Source organism: Enterococcus diestrammenae (assembly GCF_049384045.1).
Classification (GTDB): Bacteria; Bacillota; Bacilli; order Lactobacillales; family Enterococcaceae; genus Enterococcus_C; species Enterococcus_C diestrammenae.
Genome location: NZ_JBMRGR010000010.1, coordinates 31493 through 55378, shown reverse-complemented (window position 1 = coordinate 55378; position 23886 = coordinate 31493). Strand labels below are relative to the sequence as shown.

Genomic DNA, 23886 nt, shown 5'->3' with positions numbered 1-23886 from the left:
TTACCCCTAAAATATTTTTCCAGCAAAAAAAGTGCTCAAGCTTGCAACCAGCCGTTTGGATCTTCTTTAAACCGTTGCAACAATTGCAAGTCTGCTTCATTGATGTAGTTGGTTTCCAACGCCGCTTGTATCAAGGTGGAGTAATTCGTCAAGGTTAACAAAGGAATGCCAGCTTTTTCAAAATTGGCTTGGCCTTTGGGAAGTTCATAGGTGAAAATTGCAGCAACGGCTAAAACATCAGCTCCTTCTCGTTTGGCTGCTTCAGCTGTCCCTAGAACCGAACCGCCGGTAGAGATCAAGTCTTCAATAATTACCATTTTTTGACCTTTTTCGATACGCCCTTCGATTTGATTGCCTTTACCATGATCTTTGGCTTTTGCTCGGATGTAAACCATTGGTAAATCTAAAATATCTGCCACCCAGGCAGCGTGAGGTACACCACCAGTAGCCGCACCAGCAATGACTTCTACATCAGGATAGGCTGCTTTAATTTTCGCAGCTAAGCCTTGAGCGATTTGTTTACGCACTTTTGGGTAACTGATGGTGATCCGGTTATCACAATAAATCGGACTTTTAATCCCAGAGGCCCAGGTAAAAGGATCATTGGGACTTAAGAAGACGGCCTTAATAGCTAATAAGTCTTTTGCAACTGCAGCTTCAATCGATTGATTTGTCATTTAGCAACACCATTCCATTCTTTTTTGATTTGAGTATAAGCGTCATAAGGGTCAGCAGCCTGTGTGATTGGCCGACCCACCACGATGTAATCTGCGCCGATTTCGCGGGCAGCACCAGGAGTCATAACCCGCTTTTGGTCCCCAACTGCTGCACCAGTTGGGCGAATTCCTGGTGTCAAACAAATAAATCCTGCATCGGTAGCCTTTTTGATAGCGGCAACTTCTTGACCAGAGCAGACTACCCCATCGAGTCCGGCTTTTTGAGCACATTGGGCATAGTGACGGACGCTCTCTTCAAGACTGGCTGCAATCAGTTGATCTGCTTGCATTTGCTTTTCAGAGGTCGAAGTTAGCTGGGTGACAGCGATTAATTTCGCCCGTGTTGCGCCTGCTGGTTTACCAGCTTCCAGTCCACGCAAGGCAGCCGCCATCATTTCCGTTCCGCCTGCCGCATGGACATTGGTAATCGCGACGCCCATGCCAGCAATTCGGCGCATTCCACTTTCGACAGTGTTGGGAATATCATGTAATTTCAAATCCAAAAAAATATCGTGGCCTTGACGTTTTAAGTAGCGTACCACTTCTGGGCCATCTTCATAAAAGAGCTCCATTCCGACTTTTACAAATAATTTTTCATGGCTAGGAAACTTTTTGAGAAACAATTGAACACTTCCTAAGTCAGGAAAGTCTAAGGCAATAATTGGTCGATTCATGCGCGTTTTTTCTCCTCTCGTACTTCTCGGATCAATTGCTCCAAGCTGGTAATCCCCAGTTCGGCCATCCGCAGGGGTAATTGTTGTATTAATTTCGGACAAATCCATGGATCCGTGAAATTTGCCGTACCCACTGCTACTGCAGAGGCCCCGGCCATAAACATTTCCAAGACATCATCCACGGTTTGCACGCCTCCCATCCCGATGATCGGTAAATTGGAGATGCTCGCCACTTGGTGGATCAACCGAATCGCGACTGGTTTAATCGCTGGACCAGATAAGCCCCCAGTTTGATTTGCCAAAATCGGTTTACGAGTCTGTAAGTCAATCCGCATTCCCAACAAGGTATTGATCATGGTAAAGCCATCCGCGCCACCGGCTTCCACCGCTTTAGCAATCGGTACAATATCAGTTACGTTAGGAGAAAGTTTTACATAAACAGGGACTTTCGCCACTTTTTTCACAGCTGCCGTTAAACGACCTGCAACTTCAGGATCCGTACCAAAGGCAATGCCACCATGACGAACATTGGGACAGGAAATGTTCAATTCAATAGCTTTGACGTTGGGGGCATCTCCTATGTGAGCGCAGACTTCGACATAGTCCTCCTCACAAGCACCAGCCACATTGGCAATAATTGGTAGTTCGGGATAGTCTCTGGCTAGTTCTGGCAAATAGCTAGCCATCACCACTTCCATCCCCGGATTTTGCAAACCGATGGCGTTTAACATCCCACTAGGAGTCTCCGCGACCCGTGGTGTTTCATTGCCAAAACGAGCCTTAGGGGTGGTAGCTTTAATCATGATGGAGCCTAGTTCATTGAGGTCATAATAATCCCCGTACTCCTTACCAAAGCCAAAACACCCGCTGGCTGGCATGATAGGATTTTTTAAATCCAATCCCGGCAATTTTACTCGTAGCGTCTCTGCCATTTAGATAACCACCTTTCCGACAGGGAAAACAGGACCCTCGTCACAGACCTTCAAGCTTTTTTGTCCCGTATCATCATCAGCTACATGACAGACGCAAGCGTAACAGGCGCCTACACCACAAGCCATTCGAGCCTCCATGGAAATTTGAGCGTTGGGATGATTTTGGAAGAGTTGGTCGACGGTTTTTAACAGCCCATTGTTGCCACATGCAAAGACTGCTGCTGGTTGCTTAGTTTCATAGTCGGGGTGATGCATCGCGGCTAACAACAAATTGCCGACGTTGCCTTGTACGCCAAAACTGCCATCATCGGTTGCAAAACGGCATTCCCCTAAGGCTAGAAACTCTTCTTGGTAATACATCACTTCCTGACTAGCGAATCCTAAAAAGTGGACGGGCTGGGCGCCTAGTGCCAAGAGCTGCCGAGAAAGCTCGTATAAAGGTGGAATTCCGATACCACCCCCGACAATGTAGACGAGATCGCCAGCCGTTATTTTTGACAGATCAAAGCCATGACCTAAAGGCCCGAGAACATCTAATTGGTCCCCGGCTTTTAGTTCGGCAAAAGCCTTGGTGCCGGCTCCTTCTGTGCGGTAAATGATCCGACAAGTATTGTTAGTTAAATCCACTTGATTCAGACTAATCGGTCGCCGTAACAGCAAGTCTGCTTGTGGTACTCGGATATGCAAAAACTGGCCAGCTGTCGTCATTTCTTGCACCAATTCCCCTTGTAAGGTGAGCTCATAAATCCGAGGAGCTAATTGGCGTTGTGCCGTGATATTCATCATTTCTTGTTTCAATCAAAACGCCCCTTTTTCCTGTATCCTGCCATCATTTGAGTGACGGTGTCATGATTCTTAGCGAAAGCTGTCTTCCCCCAAGCTTTCTAACTTTGGGAAAAACAGCTTTCAGCATGTTATTGTTCGATTATCTTAAATTGCTTGAGTAGCAAACGCCCGATCTTCCATGACTTTTAAGATTGCATCCGCCGTATCCAGTGAAGTGAACAATGGTACGCCATGTTCCACAGCTTCCCGTCGGATAATAAACCCATCCTCAGATGTCCCTTGGCGATTTTTATCCATAGTGTTGATGACCATTTGTGTATTGCCACTGCGAATCAAGTCAATCACATTTTCATCACAAGCGGTCTCAGATATCTTGCAGATTGTTTTGACCCTTAAGCCTTGTGCTTCAAAGTATTGGGCTGTACCACTAGTCGCTAATATGCTAAAGCCGACTTCTTGAAACCGCTGTGCCAAGGTCAGGGCTTCTGCTTTGGCATCATCGGCAATCGTAAACAAGACGGCACCATAGTCAGGAATTTTTAGTCCAGCGGCTTCAAATGCTTTGTACAGTGCTTTTTCAAGACTGCGGTCAGAACCCATGACTTCCCCAGTGGATTTCATTTCTGGTCCCAAGTAGGTGTCCACTTTCAAAAGCTTCGTGAAGGAGAAGACTGGGGCTTTGATGTGGACATTTTTATCTTCTGGATAAAGCCCGTTTTGGTAGCCTAAATCTTTCAGTTTCGTCCCAAGAATCGCTTTGGTTGCGATTTGTGCCATTGGAATTCCGGTGACTTTACTCAAAAATGGTACGGTCCGACTAGCACGTGGATTGACCTCGATGACATAGACTTTGTTTTCATGAATGACAAATTGGATATTCATCATACCGATACAGTTTAAGCCGATTGCTAGCTTTTGAGTATAATCAGCGATCGTCCCTTTGATTTCTTCTGACATAAATTGTGGGGGATAAACCGCCATGGAGTCTCCTGAGTGGACCCCTGCCCGCTCGATATGTTCCATAATGCCTGGAATCAAAACCGTTTCCCCGTCACAAATGGCGTCGACTTCACACTCAGAACCAGTTAAGTAACTATCCACTAAGACTGGATGTTCTGGTGATGCTTTCACCGCCGTCTCCATATAGTTTTCCAAGTCTGCTTGATTTTCGACGATTTCCATCGCGCGACCACCCAAGACATAGCTTGGCCGTACGAGGACGGGGTAACCAATTCGTTGGGCGATGGCGACTGCTTCGGCTTTGTTTGTAGCGGTATCCCCTGGTGGTTGAGGGATATCTAACTGTTTCAAAGCTTGTTCGAACAAATCACGATTTTCTGCTCGGTCCAAGTCTTCAATAGCGGTACCGAGAATCTTAACGCCATTTTTTACCAAGGGTTCCGCTAAGTTGATGGCTGTTTGGCCCCCAAACTGGACGATGACACCGATTGGCTGTTCCAAATCAATCACATTCATAACATCTTCCAAAGTCAGCGGTTCAAAGTAGAGTTTATCGGATATTGAAAAGTCGGTTGAGACTGTCTCTGGGTTGCTATTCATGATGATGGCTTCATAACCGGCAGCTTGAATGGCTTTGACTGAATGAACGGTGGCATAGTCAAACTCTACCCCTTGACCAATCCGAATCGGTCCCGAGCCTAAGACCAAAACGGACGGTTTTTTGGTTGGAATACTTTCATTTTCAAATTCATAAGTGCTGTAGAAGTATGGTGTTTCCGATTCAAATTCGGCGGCGCACGTATCAACCATTTTGAAGACCGGCAGCAGCTTTTCCTCATGACGTAGCTGACGAACTTCAGCCTCTGTCAGGTTCCAAAGTTGAGCGATTTTACGGTCAGCAAAACCATGCTGTTTGGCTTGCTTTAAGACATTAATATCTCCGGGGGCTGCGGCTAATGCTTGCTCGATTTCGACAATGTGCAAGAGTTTGTCTAAGAAGAAGAGATCAATCTTAGTCAAATCAGCAATTTCTTCGATTGGATAGCCCCGGCGAATTGCTTCTGTGACATAAAACAAGCGATCATCTTGCGCGCGCACCATTTTTTTGGTCAACTCAGCGTCACTAACGGCAGCAAACTCTGCAATTTCCGCGTGATAGGTGCCGATTTCTAATGAACGAACAGCTTTTAACAGAGACTCTTCGATATTGCGACCAATCGCCATCACTTCTCCAGTGGCTTTCATCTGAGTTCCCAGTTGTCTTTCGCCACTTTCAAATTTGTCAAACGGCCAACGAGGAATTTTTGCGACAACATAGTCTAAGGCTGGTTCGAATTCAGCGTATGTGGTGCCAGTGACGGGATTCTTCATCTCATCCAAGGTTAGACCAACAGCGATTTTAGCGGCTAACTTAGCAATCGGATACCCTGTCGCTTTTGAGGCCAAGGCTGATGAACGAGAGACTCGAGGATTGACTTCAATGACGTAATAATTGAAGCTATGAGGATCCAAGGCTAGCTGAACGTTACAGCCCCCTTCAATCTTCAAGGCGCGAATAATCGATAAGGACGCGTCCCGCAACATTTGGTACTCGTAGTCACTCAAAGTTTGGCTTGGAGCAAAGACGATGGAATCCCCTGTATGAATCCCCACTGGATCAAAGTTTTCCATGTTGCAGACAACGATTGCATTGTCAGCGGAGTCCCGCATCACTTCGTACTCGATTTCTTTAAAACCGGCAATGGAGCGCTCAATCAAGCACTGAGTTACCGGAGAAAGCTTCAAGCCATTTTCAGCAATAGTCCGCAGCTCTTCTTCGTTATCACACATCCCGCCACCAGTTCCGCCGAGGGTAAAAGCCGGTCGCACGATGATCGGATACCCGATTTGGTTGGCAAAGGTCACCGCTTCTTCCACCGTAGAGACGATTTCAGATTCGGGTATTGGCTGGCCTAAATCTTCCATCAACTGTTTGAAGAGATCCCGGTCTTCGGCTTGGTCGATGGCGGAGAGTTTGGTCCCTAAGAGTTCAATGTTTAACTCGTCCAAAATACCGGATTCCGCCAGTTCCATCGCCATATTTAACCCAGTTTGCCCGCCTAAAGTTGGCAAAAGCGCATCGGGATTTTCTTTCCGCAGAATTCGTGAGACAAACTCGTAAGTGATGGGTTCGATGTAGACTTTATCGGCGATTTCTTTATCGGTCATGATGGTAGCTGGATTTGAGTTCACCAAAACCACTTCATAGCCCTCTTCTTTTAAGGCGAGACAAGCCTGAGTTCCGGCATAATCAAATTCGGCAGCTTGCCCAATGATAATCGGACCGGAACCGATCACCATAATTTTCTTGATATCTGTACGTTTTGGCATTATCTCTTCTCCTTTGTCGCATCCATCATTTCGATGAACTCGTCGAATAAATGCAAGGCATCGTGGGGACCAGGTGCTGCATCTGGGTGAAATTGTACGGTAAAGGCAGGGTACTTTTTGTGACGCACGCCTTCGATGGTCCCATCGTTGACTTCAACGTGAGTGACTAACAAACGTTCAGGGTCAATGGAGTCCCCATCGACTGCATAGCCGTGGTTTTGTGAGGTAAAGTCGATTCGCCCGGTAGCAATTTCCCTTACTGGGTGGTTCAAACCTCGGTGTCCAAATTTTAATTTGTAAGTATCTGCCCCATTTGCTAAGGCAAATAATTGATGGCCCAGACAAATCCCGAAAATTGGAACTTTTCCTTGAATCTTTTGAATCATTTCAATGGCTTCTGGGACATCTTTAGGATCGCCGGGGCCATTAGTAAGCATTACCCCATCAGGAGCCAGCTCCAAGATGGTTTCTGCCGGCGTATTGTATGGTAAAACTGTTAAATTACAATTGCGACGGGATAGTTCCCGTAGGATTGAGTGTTTCAACCCAAAATCGATAACCACCACATTATGACCGATACCAGGACTTGGGTAAGGTTTTGAAGTAGAGACTTGTTCCACCTGATTGGTAGGCAAGACCACCGCCTTTAACTGGTCGTAGGCATGGGTGAAATCCTCTTCGGAAACAATCGAGGCTTTCATCGTTCCGTGTTGGCGAATTTTGCGAGTCAAGGCCCGGGTATCGATGCCGGCAATTCCGGGAATTTCTTTGCGCTTTAGAAATTCGTCTAAGGTAATCTGATTGCGCCAATTACTAGCCCGGCGCGCATGTTCCTTTACCACGACCCCTTTACAAGTAGGGGCAATCGATTCGTAATCATCACGGTTGATCCCATAATTTCCCACCATCGGATAGGTGAAGGTGATGATTTGTCCATTAAAGCTTTGGTCGGTGATGGTCTCTTGGTAGCCGGTCATGCTGGTGGTAAAGACGATTTCACCAGAAACATTGGTAGCCGCGCCAAAGCCTTCTCCTTCAAAATAGGTGCCATCTTCTAATATTAACCATCGTTTCATTTACTTACTCCCCTTTTGCCAAACTGGTTGTCCTTTTACAAAGGTAAATATGGTGTCCCCATAATTCTCCCACCCCACAAACGGTGTGTTGACTCCTAGGGATTTAAATTCTTTGTCATCGATAGTATAAGATTCATCGATGGCAAAAACTGCTAAGTCAGCGGGTTGGCCGACTTCCAAACGGCCAGTGTTCAGCCCGAAAATAGCGGCAGGCTTTACCACCATCCAATCGATCACTTGCTCTAAAGTAAAACGGCCATTTTTGACGAAGTGGGTATAGATTAATTGAAAGGCGTATTCCGAACCTACGATACCAAAAGGAGCCTTTAGAAAACTCTGATTTTTCTCTTCAAAACCATGGGGGGCATGATCGGTGGCGATACAGTCTAAAGTCCCATCCAATAAGCCTTCAATCAACGCTTCTCGATCCTCACTACCTCGCAAAGGAGGATTCATTTTCCAATATCCGAAATCTTCTGGAATATCCTCCTCACATAAAATCAAGTGATGGGGAGAAACCTCTGCAGTCACCTTGATACCGGCTTTTTTCGCATCTCGAATCACTCGGACACTTTCTTTCGTAGAGACGTGGCAGACGTGGTAATGGCACCCCGTCGCTTCCGCTAAAAGCAAGTCCCGGGCAATTTGTGAGGATTCAGTGACGCTTAAGATTCCCGGTAAATTCAATTCGGAGGCTCGTTTTCCAGCATGTATCACTCCACCGAATAACAAGGATTCATCTTCTGTGTGGGCGACCACAGCCATGTCGTTTGCTGCTGCTTCTTTCATAGCCAAGTACATGGTCCCTGCCGTTTGTACACCGACGCCATCATTGGTAAAGGCAAAAGCTCCCGCCGCTTTTAAGGCGGCCATATCGGTTAATACTTCACTGCGAAGATCTGCTGTTATCGGTGCATACTGCAAGACGTTCACCACAGCGTCTTTTGCGATTAAGTCGTAAATTGCTTTGAGCTTTTCGGGAGTATCTGGTACTGGATTTAAGTTAGGCATGGCGCAGACGGTGGTGAAGCCTCCCCGTGCAGCGGCTTCACTACCCGTTTTGATCGTTTCTTTATAAGTAAAACCAGGTTCTCGAAAATGGACATGGACATCCACCAAACCTTGCGTGATCAATTGTCCTTGGGCATCGTATACCCTATCGAACGCTTCTTCTGCAAAATCGGTACCTATGGCTTTGATCAGCCCTTCTTCGATCCAGATAGCTGCATCAATTAATTGATTGTCAAAGGAATTGATTTTGCCGTTTTTGATTAAGGTTTTCATGTCTATGCCCTCCGTTTATTGTTATATCGTGGTTGCAGCTTACGCCCGACCAGTTAAAATTGCTTCTAAAATGGCCATGCGTACATAAACGCCGTTGGTCATTTGTTGGACGATCCGGGATTGGATGCCTTCGACTAGCGCATCGGCCAATTCCACATCTCGATTGACGGGGGCTGGGTGCATAATGATGGCTCCCCGCTTCATCTTGCTCCCCCGTTCCAAGGTCAAACCGTATTGTTGATGGTAGCCTTCTTTGGTAAATCCCTGCTCTTCATCATCTGTATGGCGTTCATGTTGGACCCGTAACATCATCATGACATCTACCATAGAAACGAGTTCATCTAGTGGTAAATAGTGCCCATAAACTTCAAAACTAGGATCATACCAACTTTCTGGTCCCGAGAAGTAAACTTCCGCCCCTAAACGTTTCAACATTTGCATATTGGATTTAGCAACTCGCGAATGAGTAATATCCCCCACAATCGCTACTTTCAACCCTTCAAAATGACCGAACTCCTCATAAATGGTCATTAAGTCTAAGAGACATTGGGAAGGATGTTGGCCACTGCCATCGCCACCGTTGACGATAGCGCACTGGATCGTTTTCGATTCGATTAACTCATCGTAGTACGCTTCATCCCCATGGCGAATCACTGCTACGTCCACTCCCAATGCTGACATGGTTAAGACGGTGTCATAGAGGGTCTCGCCTTTTTGCACCGAACTGTGACCAGCATCAAACTCGATAACTTCAATCCCTAATTTTTTTTCAGCTACATCAAAGCTTTTATGGGTTCGGGTACTATTCTCAAAAAACAAGTTTGTCGCAAAATACTGATCTTTTTCTGGGGTCCATTTGGCGCCTTGCTTGAATTCACGGCCTCGGCGAATGAGCCCCATTACTTCTTGATCCGACAGCGCTTCGACACTTAATAAATGTTTTAAACTGATACGTTCCGATTGGATGATCATCGTTGTTCCCCCTGTTGATGATGTGTCATTGTGCCAAGTTTTGTTCGCTAGCTTTAAGCTTTTTCACTACGAGATGTTTCTGGCAAAATCAGATTCAAGGCAATTCCTAGCACGGTTGCTAAGGCCATCGCAGATAAGGTAAAGGTGCCTGCTTCGACATACAATCCACCAATCCCAATAACCAAAATTACTGAAGCAATCAGCAAGTTTTTCTTCTTGTCAAAGTCGACTTTATTTTCAATCAAGATTTTCAAGCCACTTGCTGCAATGACCCCAAACAGAATAAAGCTAATACCGGAAATCACTGGGTTGGGAATACTTAAGATCAAGGCGCTAAGTTTGCCGACAAAGCCTAAGATGACGGCTAAGACTGCCGCACCGCCGATAACAAAGACACTGTGGACGCGGGTGATTGCCAAAACGCCGATGTTTTCACCATAGCTTGTGACTGGCGGTCCACCGACTAACCCAGCCACGATTTGGGCTAACCCATCCCCTAGCAAGGTACGGTTTAAACCAGGATCTTGAAAGAAGTTTCGTTTGGTCAGCTTGTTTAAGACCATCAGATGGCCGATATGCTCCGTCATGGTGACAAAAGCGATGGGCGCCATGGTAATGATGGCACTAAGGTAAAATTTCGGTTCGTAGTTCACAAAGGGAATTTCAAAGTTTGGCAGAGCAAACCAAGCAGCATCGATAATCGGTTGGGTATCGACAATCCCCATCAGTAAAGCGAAGAGATAGCCTGCGATGATTCCCAGCAAGATAGGAATTAAGCCTAGAAAACCTTTTAAAAACATATTGAAGAAAATCGTAATTCCCATGGTAACCAAAGCCACCAAGAGAAATTTGTAATCATATTGGCCGTCGTTAAACATCGCGTTATTGGCCGCATTGGCCGCTAAGCCCAAGCCAATTACCATGATGACGGGTCCCACTACGATTGGCGGTAAAATTTTATCCATCCAAGCAGAGCCGATTTTTTTCACAACTAGTGAAACAATCAAGTAAACCAACCCAGTCGTGATCGCCCCTTGAGCGATTGCAGGATAACCATCGGTGGACATTAATAATTTCATTGCTGCAATAAAGGCGAAACTGGAACCCAGGTATGCCGGTATTTTCCCTTTGGTGACGGTCAAGTAGACTAATGTCCCTAAGCCTGAACTAACCAAGGCAATACCAGGATCGATTCCCACCAAGATTGGTACGAGGACGGTGGCTCCAAACATTGTAAACAGATGTTGAATGGATAACCCTAACCAAGGTAGGGCTTTTGGTTTGTCTTTGATATCTAAGACGACATCATCATTGTGAAATTCCTTTGCCATAAGTGACTACTCCTATACGTTTATTTTTCGATCAAGATGCGATCTTGACCGTCATTTTCTTCCATTTCGACGATAATTGCTTCAGCTTGAGCGGTGGGAATATTTTTTCCCACATAATCCGCACGAATCGGTAATTCCCGATGCCCCCGGTCGACCAAGACGGCTAACTGAATTTTATTAGGACGGCCGAAGTCCATGATGGCATCCAAAGCAGCACGGATGGTCCGGCCGGTGTAAAGCACGTCATCTACTACAATGACTTCTTTTCCTTCTAAAGCGACGGGAATGCTGGAGGAGTGCACTTCAGGATCTTCCAGTTCCCCTGCTTTCACATCGTCACGATATAAGGTGATATCTAGCTCTCCTACTGGTACATCGATATCTTCCAACTGCTTCAGCCGTTCGGCAATCCGTTGGGCGATAAAAATCCCTCGAGTCTTAATCCCTACTAAGACCAAATCTTCTAAACCACGATTTCGTTCGATAATTTCATAGGCAATCCGCGTCAAAGCACGTTTCATGGTAACCGCGTCAACTACTTCTTTTTGTGACATAATGTCCCCTCCAAATAATTAATCATTCCCATACAAAAAACCTCTTGCCCATGTTGGACAAGAGGTTTGTTTTCCGACTTTGGTTACAGTGTCCCAGTTATTTTAGGTACACTCGTCTTCAGGCAAGTAAAGTTTCTTGGCGCACCAAGTCTCGCTTACCCAATCCTTCTCAGCCTCACAGGACTAAATTAAAGGTTTCAATATGTTGTTTTTTTGCTAAACCAATAATACACGTTTCTGATTTAAAAATCAATCTTTTTTTCTTAGTTGTGCTAAAGTTTTTTGGAAAATCGCCGGTAGCGGAGCTTCAAAGACCATCTCCTCGCCAGTTCGCGGATGTTTGAAGCCCAACAATTTTGCATGCAAAAATTGCCCCTGGCCTTTTAAAGTCTTCTTCGGCCCGTAGACGGGGTCACCGGCCACAGGGTAGCCGATATACGCCATATGAACCCGGATTTGGTGGGTCCGTCCGGTTTCTAGTTGCAATTCAATCAAGGTATAGTCACCAAAGCGTTCCAATACTTCAAAATGGGTCACTGCTGCTTTGCCATCTTCCACTACCGCCTGCATCTTACGGTCGACTTTTGATCGACCAATGGGAGCCTCAATCACCCCTTTGTCATGGGGAATATTGCCGTGAACCAGAGCGACATAGCGCCGCAGACTCGTTTTATCTTTTAGCTGTTGTGCTAAAGATAAGTGGGCGGCATCATTTTTGGCAATCATCAATAAGCCGGAAGTATCCTTGTCGATACGATGGACAATCCCCGGACGGACCACATCATTGATTGAAGATAAATCCTTGAGATGGTATAACAAAGCGTTGACCAAAGTCCCATTAGGGTGGCCCGCTGAAGGATGGACCACCATGCCTTGAGGTTTATTGATAACGGCTACATCTTCATCTTGATAGACGATCTCAAGAGGAATGTTTTCGGCAATCAGCTCCAATTCTTGGGGCTCAGGGACTTCAATTTTGATAAGGTCTTGTTTTTTCACTTTATAGTTTGCTTTCACCGGGACATCGTTTACTAAAACAAGTTGTTCTTTTAACCATTGTTGGACTTGCGAACGGCTATAATCGGTTAAGCGAGCACCTAATAATTTATCAATGCGACCCAAATCTTTTTCTGCAGTCAGTGTAATTAATTCTTTCATTTTTTCTCCTTAAAGCGTTCTTCAAACATGGCATAAATAAAGATGATGGCTACACCAATGGTTAAACACATATCGGCAACATTAAAGATGGGAAAACTGATAAAATCAGTCTGGAACATATCCACCACGTAACCTAGTCGCAGGCGGTCAATAAAGTTCCCCACGGCTCCGGCAATCACCAGACCCAATCCGAGGGCATAAAATTTACTGCCGTGACGATTTCGCCAAAGCAAAATGCCACAAGCAGGCACGGCAATCACTGTCACAAGGGTAAAAAACCACATCTGCCCGGCTAGAATACTCCAGGCTGCCCCATCATTTTGATAGTGAGTCAATGAGAGGACTTTGGGAATCAACGTGGTGGTCTCACCTAGAGCAAGATTTCCTACAATCCAAAATTTGACAAGTTGATCAGCCACGACTAACAGGGCTGCTAATATTAAAGGTAAGATAAACAAAATGGTAAACTCCTTTATAGTTATTCTTGGAAAAGCCTCTTGAAGACGTACTGGTTTAGTTACTGTCCGTTCCGTTCTTTTTTATGAAACAAGTCCCGTGGTCGAATGATACCTACTAAATTGCCATTGGGATCCCCATTTTTAGTAATCAAAACAGCTTCTAACAAAGGGTCGTTTTCAAAAAATTGCTTCACCTCGATAATTAAGGCTTCCCCACTGACAAAGCGATAATTGGTGGATTTGCCATCCTTTAAAATCAAATCGGCAGCAATCCGACCCTCAAGGTGTATATCTCCTTTGAGGCTTTCTCTGGCAAACCAATAGCCTAACGCCCGCAAAGTAATCAATCCTTTAAACTGACCCTGATGATATAACGGAAATTGTGAGTAGCCCTTTTTGGCAATTGTTTCCAAGATTTCGGTAATAGGCAATGTATCTTCAAAGCCGGTAACTCGCTTAGCAAACTTTGGCAAAACATGTTCTGGCTTAGTCAGATGCTGTTCGATCTCAGTTATTCGCTTAACGGTCCATTCATTGGGTTCAGCGATAACAAAATCTTCATCCACTTGATCATGCACAATCGCATTTCGCAGACGAGCCATCTGCAAAAGATCATCCGCAGCATTGCTGATTTCTGGGTTATGTTGTTTATCCAACCGACGAACCAGTTCGCTAAATCCCATGTTGTGAGGATTGCCTAATTCATCTTGCATCCACTTTTCGATCCGATTAAAACTTGCTAAAAACTGTTCGGCTCTCTCTGCCATAACAATCCCTTCCCCTCTGTTGCTAATAAACTTCTTTTGAAATCGGCCGAATCACTAAAGCCCGCCGACTCATCATTACTAAAAAGACGAAATAGGCGATCAATCCGATGACTAGAAAAACTAGACCGGCCGCAGCGACGACAAACAATAAAAATAACCCGATATAAAGTAAGACAAAACTCGGATTAAAAACAACTTCTAACTCTTGATCAGCTATTTTTTTGACATCATAATAGTAAGGTGTACTTTGTAAGATGGAAAATTTGACAATAATTACTCCTTGAACTTCAGTATCAGCTAACTGAATTGTCTTGGTCTGGCCTTGACGGATAGCCCCATACTTTTTGCCATTCACCAACAGCACAAACGGGCTGCCCATCCCATAAAAGCCAGTTTTACGTGTCAACTGGAGGTTCACGTCACTGTCCCCTCTCTTCTGCTTGATCCGCAATTTTTAGGTCGCGGTCTATTATCTGTCAAATGCCACTAAAAAACAAGTTCTTTGCTGGTTTTATGATAACATATCTCAAGGTAAAACAGGCAATTTGTTGTGAGTGGGCTCCTCTGGTATAGAAGCTCAAACACCCGCCCTTTATTCTTTGACCTGAAAGCAAATCTTTTCGTAAAAGCAAAAAGATACTTGATGACGGTCCTGAAGAGAAACTAGCGTCACCAAGTATCTATTCTGCTCTTTTAAAACAAACCTAGGGCATTTCCTTGCGCATCCACATCCATTTTTAAGGCTGCTGGTTTTTTCGGTAAGCCAGGCATCGTCATGACATCACCAGTCAAGGCCACTAAAAAGCCTGCTCCTAATTTGGGAACAAATTCACGAATCGAGACTGTAAAATCAACTGGTGCTCCGACTGCGGTTGGATCATCCGAGAAGGAGTACTGGGTTTTGGCCATGCAAATCGGCAAACGATCCCAGCCTAAGTTTGCAAAAGTTTTCATTTGATTCAGAGCTTTTTTCTCGAAAACCACTGTTTTCCCACCGTAAATTTTTTGAACGATAGTGGTCACTTTGGCTGCAATCGTAGCTTCATCTTGGTAGAGGCGTTGGTAGTTGGCTTCTTTGGTTTCACAAGTTGCCACCACTGCTTCAGCTAAGTCAAGCCCCCCGGCACCCCCATTTGCCCAGACGGCTGCGCGTTTGACAGTTACCCCTAGTTGGTGGCAAAGAGTTTCCAATTGCTGAAATTCGGCTTCCGTGTCTGTCACAAATTCGTTGATAGCCACTACTACAGGGAGACCATAGGCTTGCATATTTTCAACATGGCGTTTGAGGTTGGCAAAACCGGCTGTTACAGCAGAAACGTTCTCTAACCCTAATTGGTCTTTTTTCACACCACCATGCATCTTCAAAGCACGAATCGTAGCGACAACCACCACTGCATCTGGGGCTTTCTTTAAATGAGGAACTTTGATATCCAAGAATTTCTCCCCACCCAGATCTGCTCCAAAGCCAGCCTCTGTCACTGCATAATCCCCTAGTTTTAAGGCGAGTTTTGAAGCCATGATCGAGTTACAACCGTGAGCGATGTTGGCAAAAGGACCGCCGTGAACAAAAGCCGGCGTGCCTTCAATCGTTTGCACCAAGTTTGGTTTAATGGCATCTTTTAACAACAGGGCCAAGGCACCCTCAATTTGGAGATCAGCCACCGTGACTGGCTCTTTTTGATAAGTATATCCGACGACAATCTTCCCCAGCCGTTCTTTCAAATTGTCAATATCGGTTGCTAGGCATAAAATGGCCATAATTTCACTTGCCACCGTAATGTCAAAGCCGTCTTCTCGAGGCACCCCTTGGATTGGCCCGCCTAAGCCCACAATGACATGCCGCAATGCCCGATCATTTAAATCTACTACCCGTTTCCAAATAATCCGGCGCGGATCAATGTTTAGTTCATTTCCTTGGTGCAGATGGTTATCTAGTAATGCGGCTAGCGCATTGTTCGCAGTGGTGATGGCATGCATGTCGCCAGTAAAATGTAAGTTGATATCTTCCATCGGTAACACTTGTGCGTAGCCCCCACCGGTAGCGCCCCCTTTGATCCCCATCACTGGTCCTAAAGACGGTTCTCGCAAAGCAATCACCGTTTTTTTCCCAATTCGATTCAAGGCATCCGCTAAACCAATCGTAATCGTGGATTTGCCTTCGCCGGCTGGTGTCGGATTGATAGAAGTTACTAAAATCAGTTTTCCATCTGGTTGCGCCGCCAATTCATGAATTTTAGTCATATCAATTTTGGCTTTGTACTTGCCATAAAGCTCCAGGTCTGCTTCTGTCAGCCCAACTTTTTCAGCAATTTCAAGGATGGGTCGAATCTTAGCTTGTTGTGCAATCTCAATATCTGTGGTCATTCCCCTAACCCCTTTTTTAATTTTTCCGAACATTAAAATGTTTTTTTGTATTTTTGTTAAGTTATCCTCATTATAGCGAAGGATTTTTAAAAACACTATGGCTTTTTAATAGTTTTTTTCATATTTCAGTGGATTGTTCGTATCTTTTTGCTGAAAACTTTCAAAGAAAAAAACCGATACCCTTGTACCGGTTAACGAATTTCAATTTGATCGACAATTTTTATCGCGTCTTCCGGAAAACGTTCATACAAGGCTTCTTTTAGTGCAATGAGCGTTTTTTTGCGAAAAATAAACGTATGGGCAACCCCTTCATAGACAAATGAGAGTCCGTTGGGATTGAGGGTGATTTCCTTCATATCTTCCAAATAATAGGCATCCCATTTCCAAAAACGAGCATAGCGCACCAGTAGTCGATCTTCCCCAAAAAACATCGTTCGCCGACAACCAATCACAATCAAGAGGGCAAACGCCGCTAACACGAGATTGCTCTTCCAATAGGGTCGGGTGTTTTCCAAAGATAAGGTTAAGCTGTAAAATAAGACCATCAATGTCAGCGACCAGTAAATAATCGAAATTGCCAGTTCCGGTTGCCAATGATAACGTTTCGTGTTCATGTTCAATCCCTTCTACCCAAAAGCGACACCAGCTTTTGACGACCAGTGCTGCACCTGTTACACTTTTTCTAACGAAGAATTTTACTGCCATTTTTTACTAGTGCTTTGGACACACCTACCAAGGTTTCCTCCAAAATTCTAACATAGACCTTATCAGAAAGGAAACTTTTTATATGATTAAAGCCTTCATTGATGCTTCTACTAAAGGAAACCCCGGTCCCTCCGGTGGGGGAATTCTTTTGGTATCCACCGACTCGCCACAAGAGCAGTACCACTTTTCACTAAAAGGCCAGCTCACCAATCATGAAGCTGAATTTGCTGTCTTCTTGCACCTGTTACATTTGCTGATTGAAAAACAGCAAACGGCTGAAACGGTACTGGTCTACTCGGACAGTAAAGTTTTGGTGAGTACCGTGGATCACAACACTACCAAAAATCCCCTATTTCTCCCTTGGCTTACCGCAATTCAAGACTTACTGCCTCATTTTCAGCTATTAATTTTACAATGGCTTCCGGAAAGTCAAAACAAAGGCGCCGATCACCTCGCCCGCCAAGGCTTAGCCAAGGCTCTGAAACTACAAAATCGGCGAAAGTAACCGGGAGAAATTTTGTTTGAAGCGAAGCCAGCGACTTTGACTAGCAATCATTTCATCAGTAAGTTCGAAACAGTCTTCCATGTCCTTCAAGAAAATTTGTTGCATTTCCAGTGTCGTTTCTTGATCGTAAATAAAGGCACTGACTTCAAAGTTCAAGGAATAACTACGAATATCTTGATTGGTAGAACCCACTGAGCAGATGGTATCATCCATCAAGATGGTTTTGGCATGGAGAAATCCTTTTCCATCTTTTTGGTACTGGTAAATTTTGACACCGTTTTTTTGTAATAAATTGCAATAATACTGGGTCGCCCGATAGATAAAGGGATGATCCGGCATGGAAGGCACCATGATGCGCACATCTACTCCAGATTGTTTGGCGATCAAAATCGCATTAATTACGGTGTCATCAGGAATCAAATAAGGGGTTTGAATCCAAACTTTTTCTTCCGCTGCTAAAAGCATTTTGACATAGGCACTTTTTAAAATATCCACGTTGTTTTCAGGACCATCGGACACGATTTGCATGGCAACATTTCCTACATATCCGGTTGGCTCCACGAAGTAGTTATCAGCATATTGCAACTGTTGCTTTTTATTTTTTACTGATGCATTCCAGTCCTTGATGAAAATCTCTTGTAGACTAAAAACCGCTGTCCCCACAATGCGAGCATGGGTATCTCGCCAATAGCCAAAACGTTCGTACTCACCTAAATATTGATCCCCCACATTGAAGCCCCCGGTCCAACCAATTTGTCCATCCACTACGACAATTTTTCGATGCAAATGGTAGTTTAGACGTGTTTTGCGAATCAAATCCCGTGAAGTAATAAAGGGCGTCACTCGTCCCCCAGCCTCTTGGATAGGAGCAAAGAAACTCGCTGTTGACCCTTTTGCCCCCCAAGGATCATAAATGACGCGTATTTCGACCCCTGCTTGGGCTTTTTCTACCAATAAATCCCGGAAGGCTGTCCCGATTTTATCTGGGAAAAAGGCATAGTATTCCACATGAATATTGTCCGTAGCATTGCGAATGTCTTCAAATAAAGCGCTAAATTTTTCTTTTCCATCTAAATAAAGCTGAATGTCGTTCCCTTTCGCCAAGGGAGATTCTTCAACATTACGTAAATAGCGTTCCAAAAGCTTTGAGCCAGAAGTGTTGACACTGCGATGATACTTCAGATTGTGCTGATGAATACGAGCATTGATTTCTCCAATTTTTTTGCGGTCTTCATTGTCAAACTTGTAAACGGTCTCTCCATCGATTCCCCGCCCACAGAAGAGATAGACAATAAAGCCGATAATCGGAAAGAAGGTCAAGGTCATCAGCCAAGCCAAAATACTTGTAATGGAGCGCGGTCGTCTAAAAACCGTAACAATCGCTCCGATGGTATTGATCAAAATAATCATGATTATGACACTATTGATCACACTTAAATCCATTTTGATTGCCGTCATTGTTGAAGCCCTCCTTGTCTGCGAATAAGCTAAATTTGATCGTCCTATTGTAAAAGATAGGTATGATCGAAGGTGATTTCAATTTTTTGATGCCCCAATCGTTGTTGAATCTTAAAATGAATGGTTTGGGTCAACTCTTCGTCTGTCAGTGGGCATTCTTTTGGCACCACCACATCAAAACTCATCTGTTCCGGAGCATTCACACGAAAATCATGCATCGTCAAGCCCTCTGCAACACCGGCCACAATACTAGTCACGATGGCTCGCTTTTCTTGATAAACGTCATCTCGTAAGGCGACGGGATCCAAATGACAAACCAGTTGGACAGCCAAGGACTTGGAAAAGTCTTTTTCAATTTTATTGATCACCTCATGGGCTTGATTTAATGACCAGCGATCATCCACTTCGATATGGACGGAAGCAAAGGTTTTTTGCGGTCCGTAGTTATGAACCAATAAATCATGATATCCATAAATTTCCGGATATGCATTTAACCGTGTTTCCATGGCACTCAACTCCTCTTGCGTTGGCCGACTCCCCATCAACTCATTAATAAAGGCTCGGACCATACTGATCCCACTATAGAGGATATAACAGGCAATCAAAAAGCCAATTACTCCATCGACTCGCCAGTTAGTCAACCCTTCAATAATCGCAGAAATTAATACCGCCGTCGTCATCAAGACGTCGTTTAGCGCATCTTGGCCACTTGCTTTTAAGGTAGTTGACTGGATTTTTTTTCCTAAAGTGTAATACATGCGACTTTGCCAAATTTTGATGAGAATTGACACAATTAAGATAATGTACACAAAAATACTTAATCTGACATGTTGGGGAGCTAAAATCTTTTTAAAGGAAGATAACAAAAACTGGCCACCCACAAAGGTGATCACCAAACTGATGACAAAGCCGGAAATATATTCAAAGCGTTCGTGACCATAAGGGTGTTCGTTGTCTGCTGGTTTGCTGGCAATTTGAAAACCAACTAATGTCAAGATCGAGCTGACAGTATCTGTTAATGAATTAATAGCATCCGCCATGATCGAGACCGAGCCAGCTGCAACCCCGATAGTAAATTTACCGAGAAACAAAAGAGCATTGGAAAGAAAACCCAGCGCCCCTGCCAAGCGTCCGATACCCGTGCGTTGCTGCTCCAACGCCCCATTAGTAGCAAACTTTTGAATGAAATATTTTAACATAAAAAACCGCTCCCTTAACTAAAGCTACTAAGAAAAAACCTCCTAGTAGAAAAAACATCTTTACCCATTGTAACGCGAAAGCCAGTTGTCAGACAAGAAAGAGACTAGCGGCTCACTGATAATTTTATTCACCCCGTCTATCGCGGCCATCACTTCCAAAAATTACCCATTCGAGTGTTTCCACTAAAAAATACATTCCCTAAAAAAGGTTTGCATTCTTCTCCAAAAATACCCACAGACGAGGCCAAGAGCAGGAGCTGACCTAAGTTTTTTGCTTTACCCGCTTAAAAGTATTCGATATTGCTGTACCCTAAGAGAAGATTTCTTTTAGCCCTGTATCCCATCCACTGCCTTCAACTGATTGTTCTGACAAGTCAATGAGCCTATCAGTAGCAAACAAGAGCTGGCGCTTCGCATTTAAAAACCGAGCAAGTTAGCCCCGAGGAGTAGTGTCTAATATTAGACACTATCCGCAAGCTAACTTGTTCGGTTTTAAGTTACCTATAAATGTCTTGCTAATCTCGTTCGGCTGTCACAAAATGCGTTTGTAAGGCCTGTTTATTGGTTGGTCGACCAAGTACTCAGATTATTTAGCCAGCCAATTAGCAACTTCAGCTAACGCATCCTTGATTCCAGCTGGATTTTTCCCACCAGCTTGAGCCATATCAGGACGACCGCCACCGCCGCCACCAACTTTTGGTGCAATAGCTTTGATTAAGTCTCCTGCTTTAAGGCCTTTAGCGATAGCTTCAGGACTCATAGCAGCTAACAAATTCACTTTACCGTCATTCGATGTAGCTAAGACCAACACATCGGAAACTGCTTTTTGCTTCCATTGGTCAGCCAATTGCCGCAATTGGTTCATATCCTTGACTTGAACTTCAGCTGCAACATAGGAAATAGCATTGGCTTCTTGCACATTGCCGAAGATATCGCCGGCCTGTTGGTTAGCCAGTTTTGAGGCCAAGGCTTCGTTTTCTTTTTGCAAGTCTCGTAATTGTTGTTGCAGTTGTTCGGTTTTCGCCACGACTTCTTTCACTTGTGGTGATTTGACAATTTGGGCAATCGCCTTTAACTGATTCTCTTCTTCATGGAAAAGTTGATAGGCTTCTTTACTAGTGACTGCTTCGATACGACGGACACCAGCGCCAATTCCTGATTCAGCGACGATTTTGAAAATACCAATGTCTTCGGTATTTTTCACATGGATCCCACCACAGAGTTCGATGGACCAATCGCCGACATTAACCACCCGAACATCATGACCGTATTTTTCACCAAATAAAGCCATAGCCCCCATTTCTTTGGCGGTATCAATGTCCGTTTCAATGGTAACCACAGGAATTGCTTCCCAAATTTTTTGATTGACAATAGCTTCCATTTCTTTCAATTCGGCGGCAGTTACTTGACCAAAATGGCTAAAGTCAAAACGCAAATGACCAGGAGCCACTAAAGAGCCTGCTTGGTTGGCATGACTGCCTAACACTTCTTTCAAAGCTTTATGCAATAAGTGGGTCGCCGTATGGTTTTTGATGATGCGGTTACGGCGGGCACCATCCACTTGCAAGAAGTAATGTTCCCCTTCACTGACCGCAGCTTTAAGGGTCACCTTGTGGAGAAATTGCCCATTTGGAGCTTTCTGAACATCATCCACCACGGCTACCACGGCACCCGCTTCGTCACAAATGACACCAGTGTCAGCTACTTGACCACCCATTTCCGCATAAAATGGTGTTTGGGCAAAAATCAATTGCGCTTGGCCGGTTGCAATACTGCTAACCAGCTTATCATCTTGTATGATAACTAGCAATTCGCTTTCAGCTGCCTCAGCATGGTACCCAATAAATTGGCTTGCTACTTTGATGTCTGTCAATAAAGCGGATTGAACACCCATGGACATTTCAGTACTACGAGCAGCCCGAGCCCGTTCACGTTGGGCTGCCATTTCTTGTTCAAAACCAGCATGATCGACTTTTAAGCCTTCATCTTCAGCGACTTCTTCGGTCAATTCAACTGGGAAGCCATAGGTATCGTAAAGTTTAAAAATATCTGCACCAGACAAGGTATCTCCCTGTTCAGCTTTCACTTTTTCGATAACTTGGTTTAAAATTTCCAAGCCTTCATTGATTGTTTCATGGAAGCGTTCTTCTTCATTGCGAACGACTTTTTCAATAAAATCTTGTTGCTTAAGAACCTCAGGGTAATAACTTTCCATAATGTGACCCACAACTGGTACTAATTGATACAAGAAAGCCGTATCAATCCCGAGTTTTTTGCCGTGCATCACCGCCCGACGCAACAAACGACGCAAGACATAGCCCCGGCCTTCATTTGATGGCAATGCGCCATCGCCAATGGCAAAAGACAATGCGCGAATATGGTCTGCAATTACTTTGAAAGAAATATCTGTTTGCACGCTTTGACCATAGTGGAATTTGCCACTCAGTTCTGCCACTTTTTCAATGATTGGCATAAACAAATCTGTTTCAAAGTTGGTTGGTGCATTTTGAACGATGGAAACCATCCGTTCTAAGCCCATGCCGGTATCAATATTTTTATGTGGCAGAGGTTCATAGCTACCGTCTGGTTGGTGATTGAACTCAGAGAATACCAAGTTCCAAATCTCCAAATAGCGTTCGTTTTCCCCTCCAGGATAATCTTCAGGATCGCCGGCAGGCAAGTTATTAAACTCTTCTCCACGATCGTAAAAGATTTCGGAATCCGGTCCACAGGGGCCAGCACCGATATCCCAGAAGTTGTCTTCCACCTCGACAATATGATCTTTGGGTAAGCCGACTTCTTCAGCCCAGATACGCTTGGCTTCGGTATCTTTTGGATAAACAGTTACATACAGCTTTTCTGGATCAAAAGCCATCCATTCTGGCCCTGTCAAAAATTCCCACGCCCAGTGAATTGCTTCAGTTTTAAAGTAATCCCCGATTGAAAAGTTACCTAACATTTCAAACATCGTATGGTGGCGAGCCGTTTTCCCAACATTTTCGATATCGTTGGTACGAATCGATTTTTGTGCATTGGTAATCCGTGGATTTTCCGGTACAACTGAACCATCAAAGTATTTTTTCAAGGTAGCAACTCCGGAGTTGATCCAAAGTAAGGTTGGATCATTCACAGGTACTAAAGATGCACTAGGTTCAACGGTATGATTTTTGGTTTTAAAGAAGTCCAAGAACATTTGGCGTACTTGCGCACTGGACAATTGTTTCATCACAAATCCCTCTTTTCTAAATTTTACGGCAAAAAAAAGACACCCTCACAAGCCAAGGACGTTTCCACGCGGTACCACCTTGGTTGCAATGCTGTCTGACATTACCTCTCAAACTCGTTAACGCGGAGTCGACGTCGACGTTTCCATCGAAGCTGCCACAAAGGGAGCAACTAGCCGCCTCATCCCGTTCTCTTCTCAACACCGAGAACTTTCTGTAGAGATCATTACGTTAGTCATGTCCTTTGCGATTCTTGTAAAGTATAGAAGATGCCAGCCTTTTTGTCAATGCCAAACCTCCTTAACCCCTCAAGCATCCCCTCTAACAACGAGTGACAAACATTCACAAAAGGGGGTGCTTCTGAGCATGCAAGGGAACACTTTGTTAGAGGGA

20 protein-coding genes are annotated in these 23886 nt (G+C 44.5%); 1 reads left to right on the top strand and 19 read right to left on the bottom strand.

Annotated features, from left to right (window positions below; all coding sequences use genetic code 11):
* Positions 1–35 precede the first annotated feature (35 nt).
* From pyrE to ACO03U_RS08320, 16 genes are all read right to left on the bottom strand, one after another.
* Complete coding sequence (gene pyrE / locus ACO03U_RS08395) at positions 36–677, bottom strand: orotate phosphoribosyltransferase (RefSeq protein ID WP_161869236.1); 642 nt, start codon at positions 675–677, stop codon at positions 36–38.
* On the bottom strand, positions 674–1390 hold the full coding sequence (pyrF, locus tag ACO03U_RS08390) for an orotidine-5'-phosphate decarboxylase (protein WP_204686899.1): 717 nt from the start codon (positions 1388–1390) through the stop codon (positions 674–676). Before pyrF ends, pyrE begins: the two co-directional genes overlap by 4 nt.
* Positions 1387–2322, bottom strand: a complete 936-nt coding sequence (locus ACO03U_RS08385) for a dihydroorotate dehydrogenase (protein ID WP_161869238.1) — start codon at positions 2320–2322, stop codon at positions 1387–1389. Before ACO03U_RS08385 ends, pyrF begins: the two co-directional genes overlap by 4 nt.
* Positions 2323–3120: a dihydroorotate dehydrogenase electron transfer subunit gene (locus ACO03U_RS08380; protein WP_161869239.1), complete on the bottom strand. Its 798-nt coding sequence runs from the start codon at positions 3118–3120 to the stop codon at positions 2323–2325.
* Positions 3121–3252: 132 nt separating this feature from the next.
* The gene (gene carB / locus ACO03U_RS08375) at positions 3253–6438 is read right to left on the bottom strand and encodes a carbamoyl-phosphate synthase large subunit (protein WP_204686898.1); all 3186 of its coding nucleotides are present in this window, start codon (positions 6436–6438) and stop codon (positions 3253–3255) included.
* Positions 6438–7514 carry a carbamoyl phosphate synthase small subunit gene (locus ACO03U_RS08370; protein WP_204686897.1) on the bottom strand — a complete coding sequence of 359 codons (1077 nt, stop codon included), beginning with the start codon at positions 7512–7514 and terminating at the stop codon, positions 6438–6440. Before ACO03U_RS08370 ends, carB begins: the two co-directional genes overlap by 1 nt.
* Entirely contained in the window at positions 7515–8798 is a 1284-nt protein-coding gene (locus ACO03U_RS08365) for a dihydroorotase (RefSeq protein ID WP_204686896.1), read from the bottom strand. It abuts the gene before it with no gap.
* A gap of 39 nt (positions 8799–8837) precedes the next feature.
* Positions 8838–9770, bottom strand: coding sequence for an aspartate carbamoyltransferase catalytic subunit (locus ACO03U_RS08360; protein ID WP_161869243.1), 933 nt, complete (start codon positions 9768–9770; stop codon positions 8838–8840).
* A 53-nt stretch (positions 9771–9823) separates the two neighbouring features.
* Positions 9824–11101: a uracil permease gene (uraA, locus tag ACO03U_RS08355; protein WP_204686895.1), complete on the bottom strand. Its 1278-nt coding sequence runs from the start codon at positions 11099–11101 to the stop codon at positions 9824–9826.
* Between the two features lie 20 nt (positions 11102–11121).
* Complete coding sequence (pyrR, locus tag ACO03U_RS08350) at positions 11122–11655, bottom strand: bifunctional pyr operon transcriptional regulator/uracil phosphoribosyltransferase PyrR (RefSeq protein ID WP_161869245.1); 534 nt, start codon at positions 11653–11655, stop codon at positions 11122–11124.
* A gap of 249 nt (positions 11656–11904) precedes the next feature.
* Positions 11905–12813 carry an RluA family pseudouridine synthase gene (locus ACO03U_RS08345; protein WP_161869246.1) on the bottom strand — a complete coding sequence of 303 codons (909 nt, stop codon included), beginning with the start codon at positions 12811–12813 and terminating at the stop codon, positions 11905–11907.
* Positions 12810–13271, bottom strand: a complete 462-nt coding sequence (gene lspA / locus ACO03U_RS08340) for a signal peptidase II (RefSeq protein ID WP_202625827.1) — start codon at positions 13269–13271, stop codon at positions 12810–12812. The genes ACO03U_RS08345 and lspA overlap by 4 nt, the downstream gene beginning before the upstream one ends.
* A 59-nt stretch (positions 13272–13330) precedes the next feature.
* Complete coding sequence (locus tag ACO03U_RS08335; RefSeq protein WP_161869247.1) at positions 13331–14038, bottom strand: CBS domain-containing protein; 708 nt, start codon at positions 14036–14038, stop codon at positions 13331–13333.
* 22 nt (positions 14039–14060) lie between these two features.
* Positions 14061–14456, bottom strand: coding sequence for a hypothetical protein (locus tag ACO03U_RS08330; protein ID WP_204686894.1), 396 nt, complete (start codon positions 14454–14456; stop codon positions 14061–14063).
* A gap of 275 nt (positions 14457–14731) precedes the next feature.
* Complete coding sequence (locus tag ACO03U_RS08325) at positions 14732–16402, bottom strand: formate--tetrahydrofolate ligase (protein ID WP_204686893.1); 1671 nt, start codon at positions 16400–16402, stop codon at positions 14732–14734.
* A 191-nt stretch (positions 16403–16593) separates the two neighbouring features.
* Positions 16594–17016 carry an EbsA family protein gene (locus ACO03U_RS08320; RefSeq protein ID WP_204686892.1) on the bottom strand — a complete coding sequence of 141 codons (423 nt, stop codon included), beginning with the start codon at positions 17014–17016 and terminating at the stop codon, positions 16594–16596.
* Between the two features lie 173 nt (positions 17017–17189).
* Here ACO03U_RS08320 and ACO03U_RS08315 point away from each other — a divergent pair, with 173 nt between their 5' ends.
* The gene (locus ACO03U_RS08315; protein WP_204686891.1) at positions 17190–17612 is read left to right on the top strand and encodes a ribonuclease HI family protein; all 423 of its coding nucleotides are present in this window, start codon (positions 17190–17192) and stop codon (positions 17610–17612) included.
* On the opposite strand, the gene cls is transcribed toward ACO03U_RS08315, so the two are convergent.
* The 3 genes from cls to alaS form a co-directional block, all read right to left on the bottom strand.
* Positions 17592–19070 (bottom strand): cardiolipin synthase, encoded by a 1479-nt coding sequence (cls, locus tag ACO03U_RS08310; RefSeq protein WP_204686890.1) that lies wholly within the window; start codon positions 19068–19070, stop codon positions 17592–17594. The two genes, ACO03U_RS08315 and cls, sit on opposite strands and share 21 nt — an antisense overlap.
* Positions 19071–19114: 44 nt before the next feature.
* A complete protein-coding gene (locus ACO03U_RS08305; RefSeq protein WP_204686889.1) occupies positions 19115–20269 on the bottom strand; it encodes a cation diffusion facilitator family transporter in 1155 nt (384 codons plus the stop codon).
* Between the two features lie 586 nt (positions 20270–20855).
* Positions 20856–23495, bottom strand: a complete 2640-nt coding sequence (alaS, locus tag ACO03U_RS08300) for an alanine--tRNA ligase (RefSeq protein WP_204686888.1) — start codon at positions 23493–23495, stop codon at positions 20856–20858.
* Positions 23496–23886 lie beyond the last annotated feature (391 nt).

What these genes read in the sequence shown, in the direction of transcription:
- pyrE (WP_161869236.1), bottom strand. Translation starts at nt 677, where the DNA reads ATGACAAATCAATCGATTGAAGCTGCAGTTGCAAAAGACTTATTAGCT.
- pyrF (WP_204686899.1), bottom strand. Translation starts at nt 1,390, where the DNA reads ATGAATCGACCAATTATTGCCTTAGACTTTCCTGACTTAGGAAGTGTT.
- ACO03U_RS08385 (WP_161869238.1), bottom strand. Translation starts at nt 2,322, where the DNA reads ATGGCAGAGACGCTACGAGTAAAATTGCCGGGATTGGATTTAAAAAAT.
- carB (WP_204686898.1), bottom strand. Translation starts at nt 6,438, where the DNA reads ATGCCAAAACGTACAGATATCAAGAAAATTATGGTGATCGGTTCCGGT.
- ACO03U_RS08370 (WP_204686897.1), bottom strand. Translation starts at nt 7,514, where the DNA reads ATGAAACGATGGTTAATATTAGAAGATGGCACCTATTTTGAAGGAGAA.
- ACO03U_RS08365 (WP_204686896.1), bottom strand. Translation starts at nt 8,798, where the DNA reads ATGAAAACCTTAATCAAAAACGGCAAAATCAATTCCTTTGACAATCAA.
- ACO03U_RS08360 (WP_161869243.1), bottom strand. Translation starts at nt 9,770, where the DNA reads ATGATCATCCAATCGGAACGTATCAGTTTAAAACATTTATTAAGTGTC.
- uraA (WP_204686895.1), bottom strand. Translation starts at nt 11,101, where the DNA reads ATGGCAAAGGAATTTCACAATGATGATGTCGTCTTAGATATCAAAGAC.
- pyrR (WP_161869245.1), bottom strand. Translation starts at nt 11,655, where the DNA reads ATGTCACAAAAAGAAGTAGTTGACGCGGTTACCATGAAACGTGCTTTG.
- ACO03U_RS08345 (WP_161869246.1), bottom strand. Translation starts at nt 12,813, where the DNA reads ATGAAAGAATTAATTACACTGACTGCAGAAAAAGATTTGGGTCGCATT.
- ACO03U_RS08335 (WP_161869247.1), bottom strand. Translation starts at nt 14,038, where the DNA reads ATGGCAGAGAGAGCCGAACAGTTTTTAGCAAGTTTTAATCGGATCGAA.
- ACO03U_RS08325 (WP_204686893.1), bottom strand. Translation starts at nt 16,402, where the DNA reads ATGACCACAGATATTGAGATTGCACAACAAGCTAAGATTCGACCCATC.
- ACO03U_RS08320 (WP_204686892.1), bottom strand. Translation starts at nt 17,016, where the DNA reads ATGAACACGAAACGTTATCATTGGCAACCGGAACTGGCAATTTCGATT.
- ACO03U_RS08315 (WP_204686891.1), top strand. Translation starts at nt 17,190, where the DNA reads ATGATTAAAGCCTTCATTGATGCTTCTACTAAAGGAAACCCCGGTCCC.
- cls (WP_204686890.1), bottom strand. Translation starts at nt 19,070, where the DNA reads ATGACGGCAATCAAAATGGATTTAAGTGTGATCAATAGTGTCATAATC.
- ACO03U_RS08305 (WP_204686889.1), bottom strand. Translation starts at nt 20,269, where the DNA reads ATGTTAAAATATTTCATTCAAAAGTTTGCTACTAATGGGGCGTTGGAG.
- alaS (WP_204686888.1), bottom strand. Translation starts at nt 23,495, where the DNA reads ATGAAACAATTGTCCAGTGCGCAAGTACGCCAAATGTTCTTGGACTTC.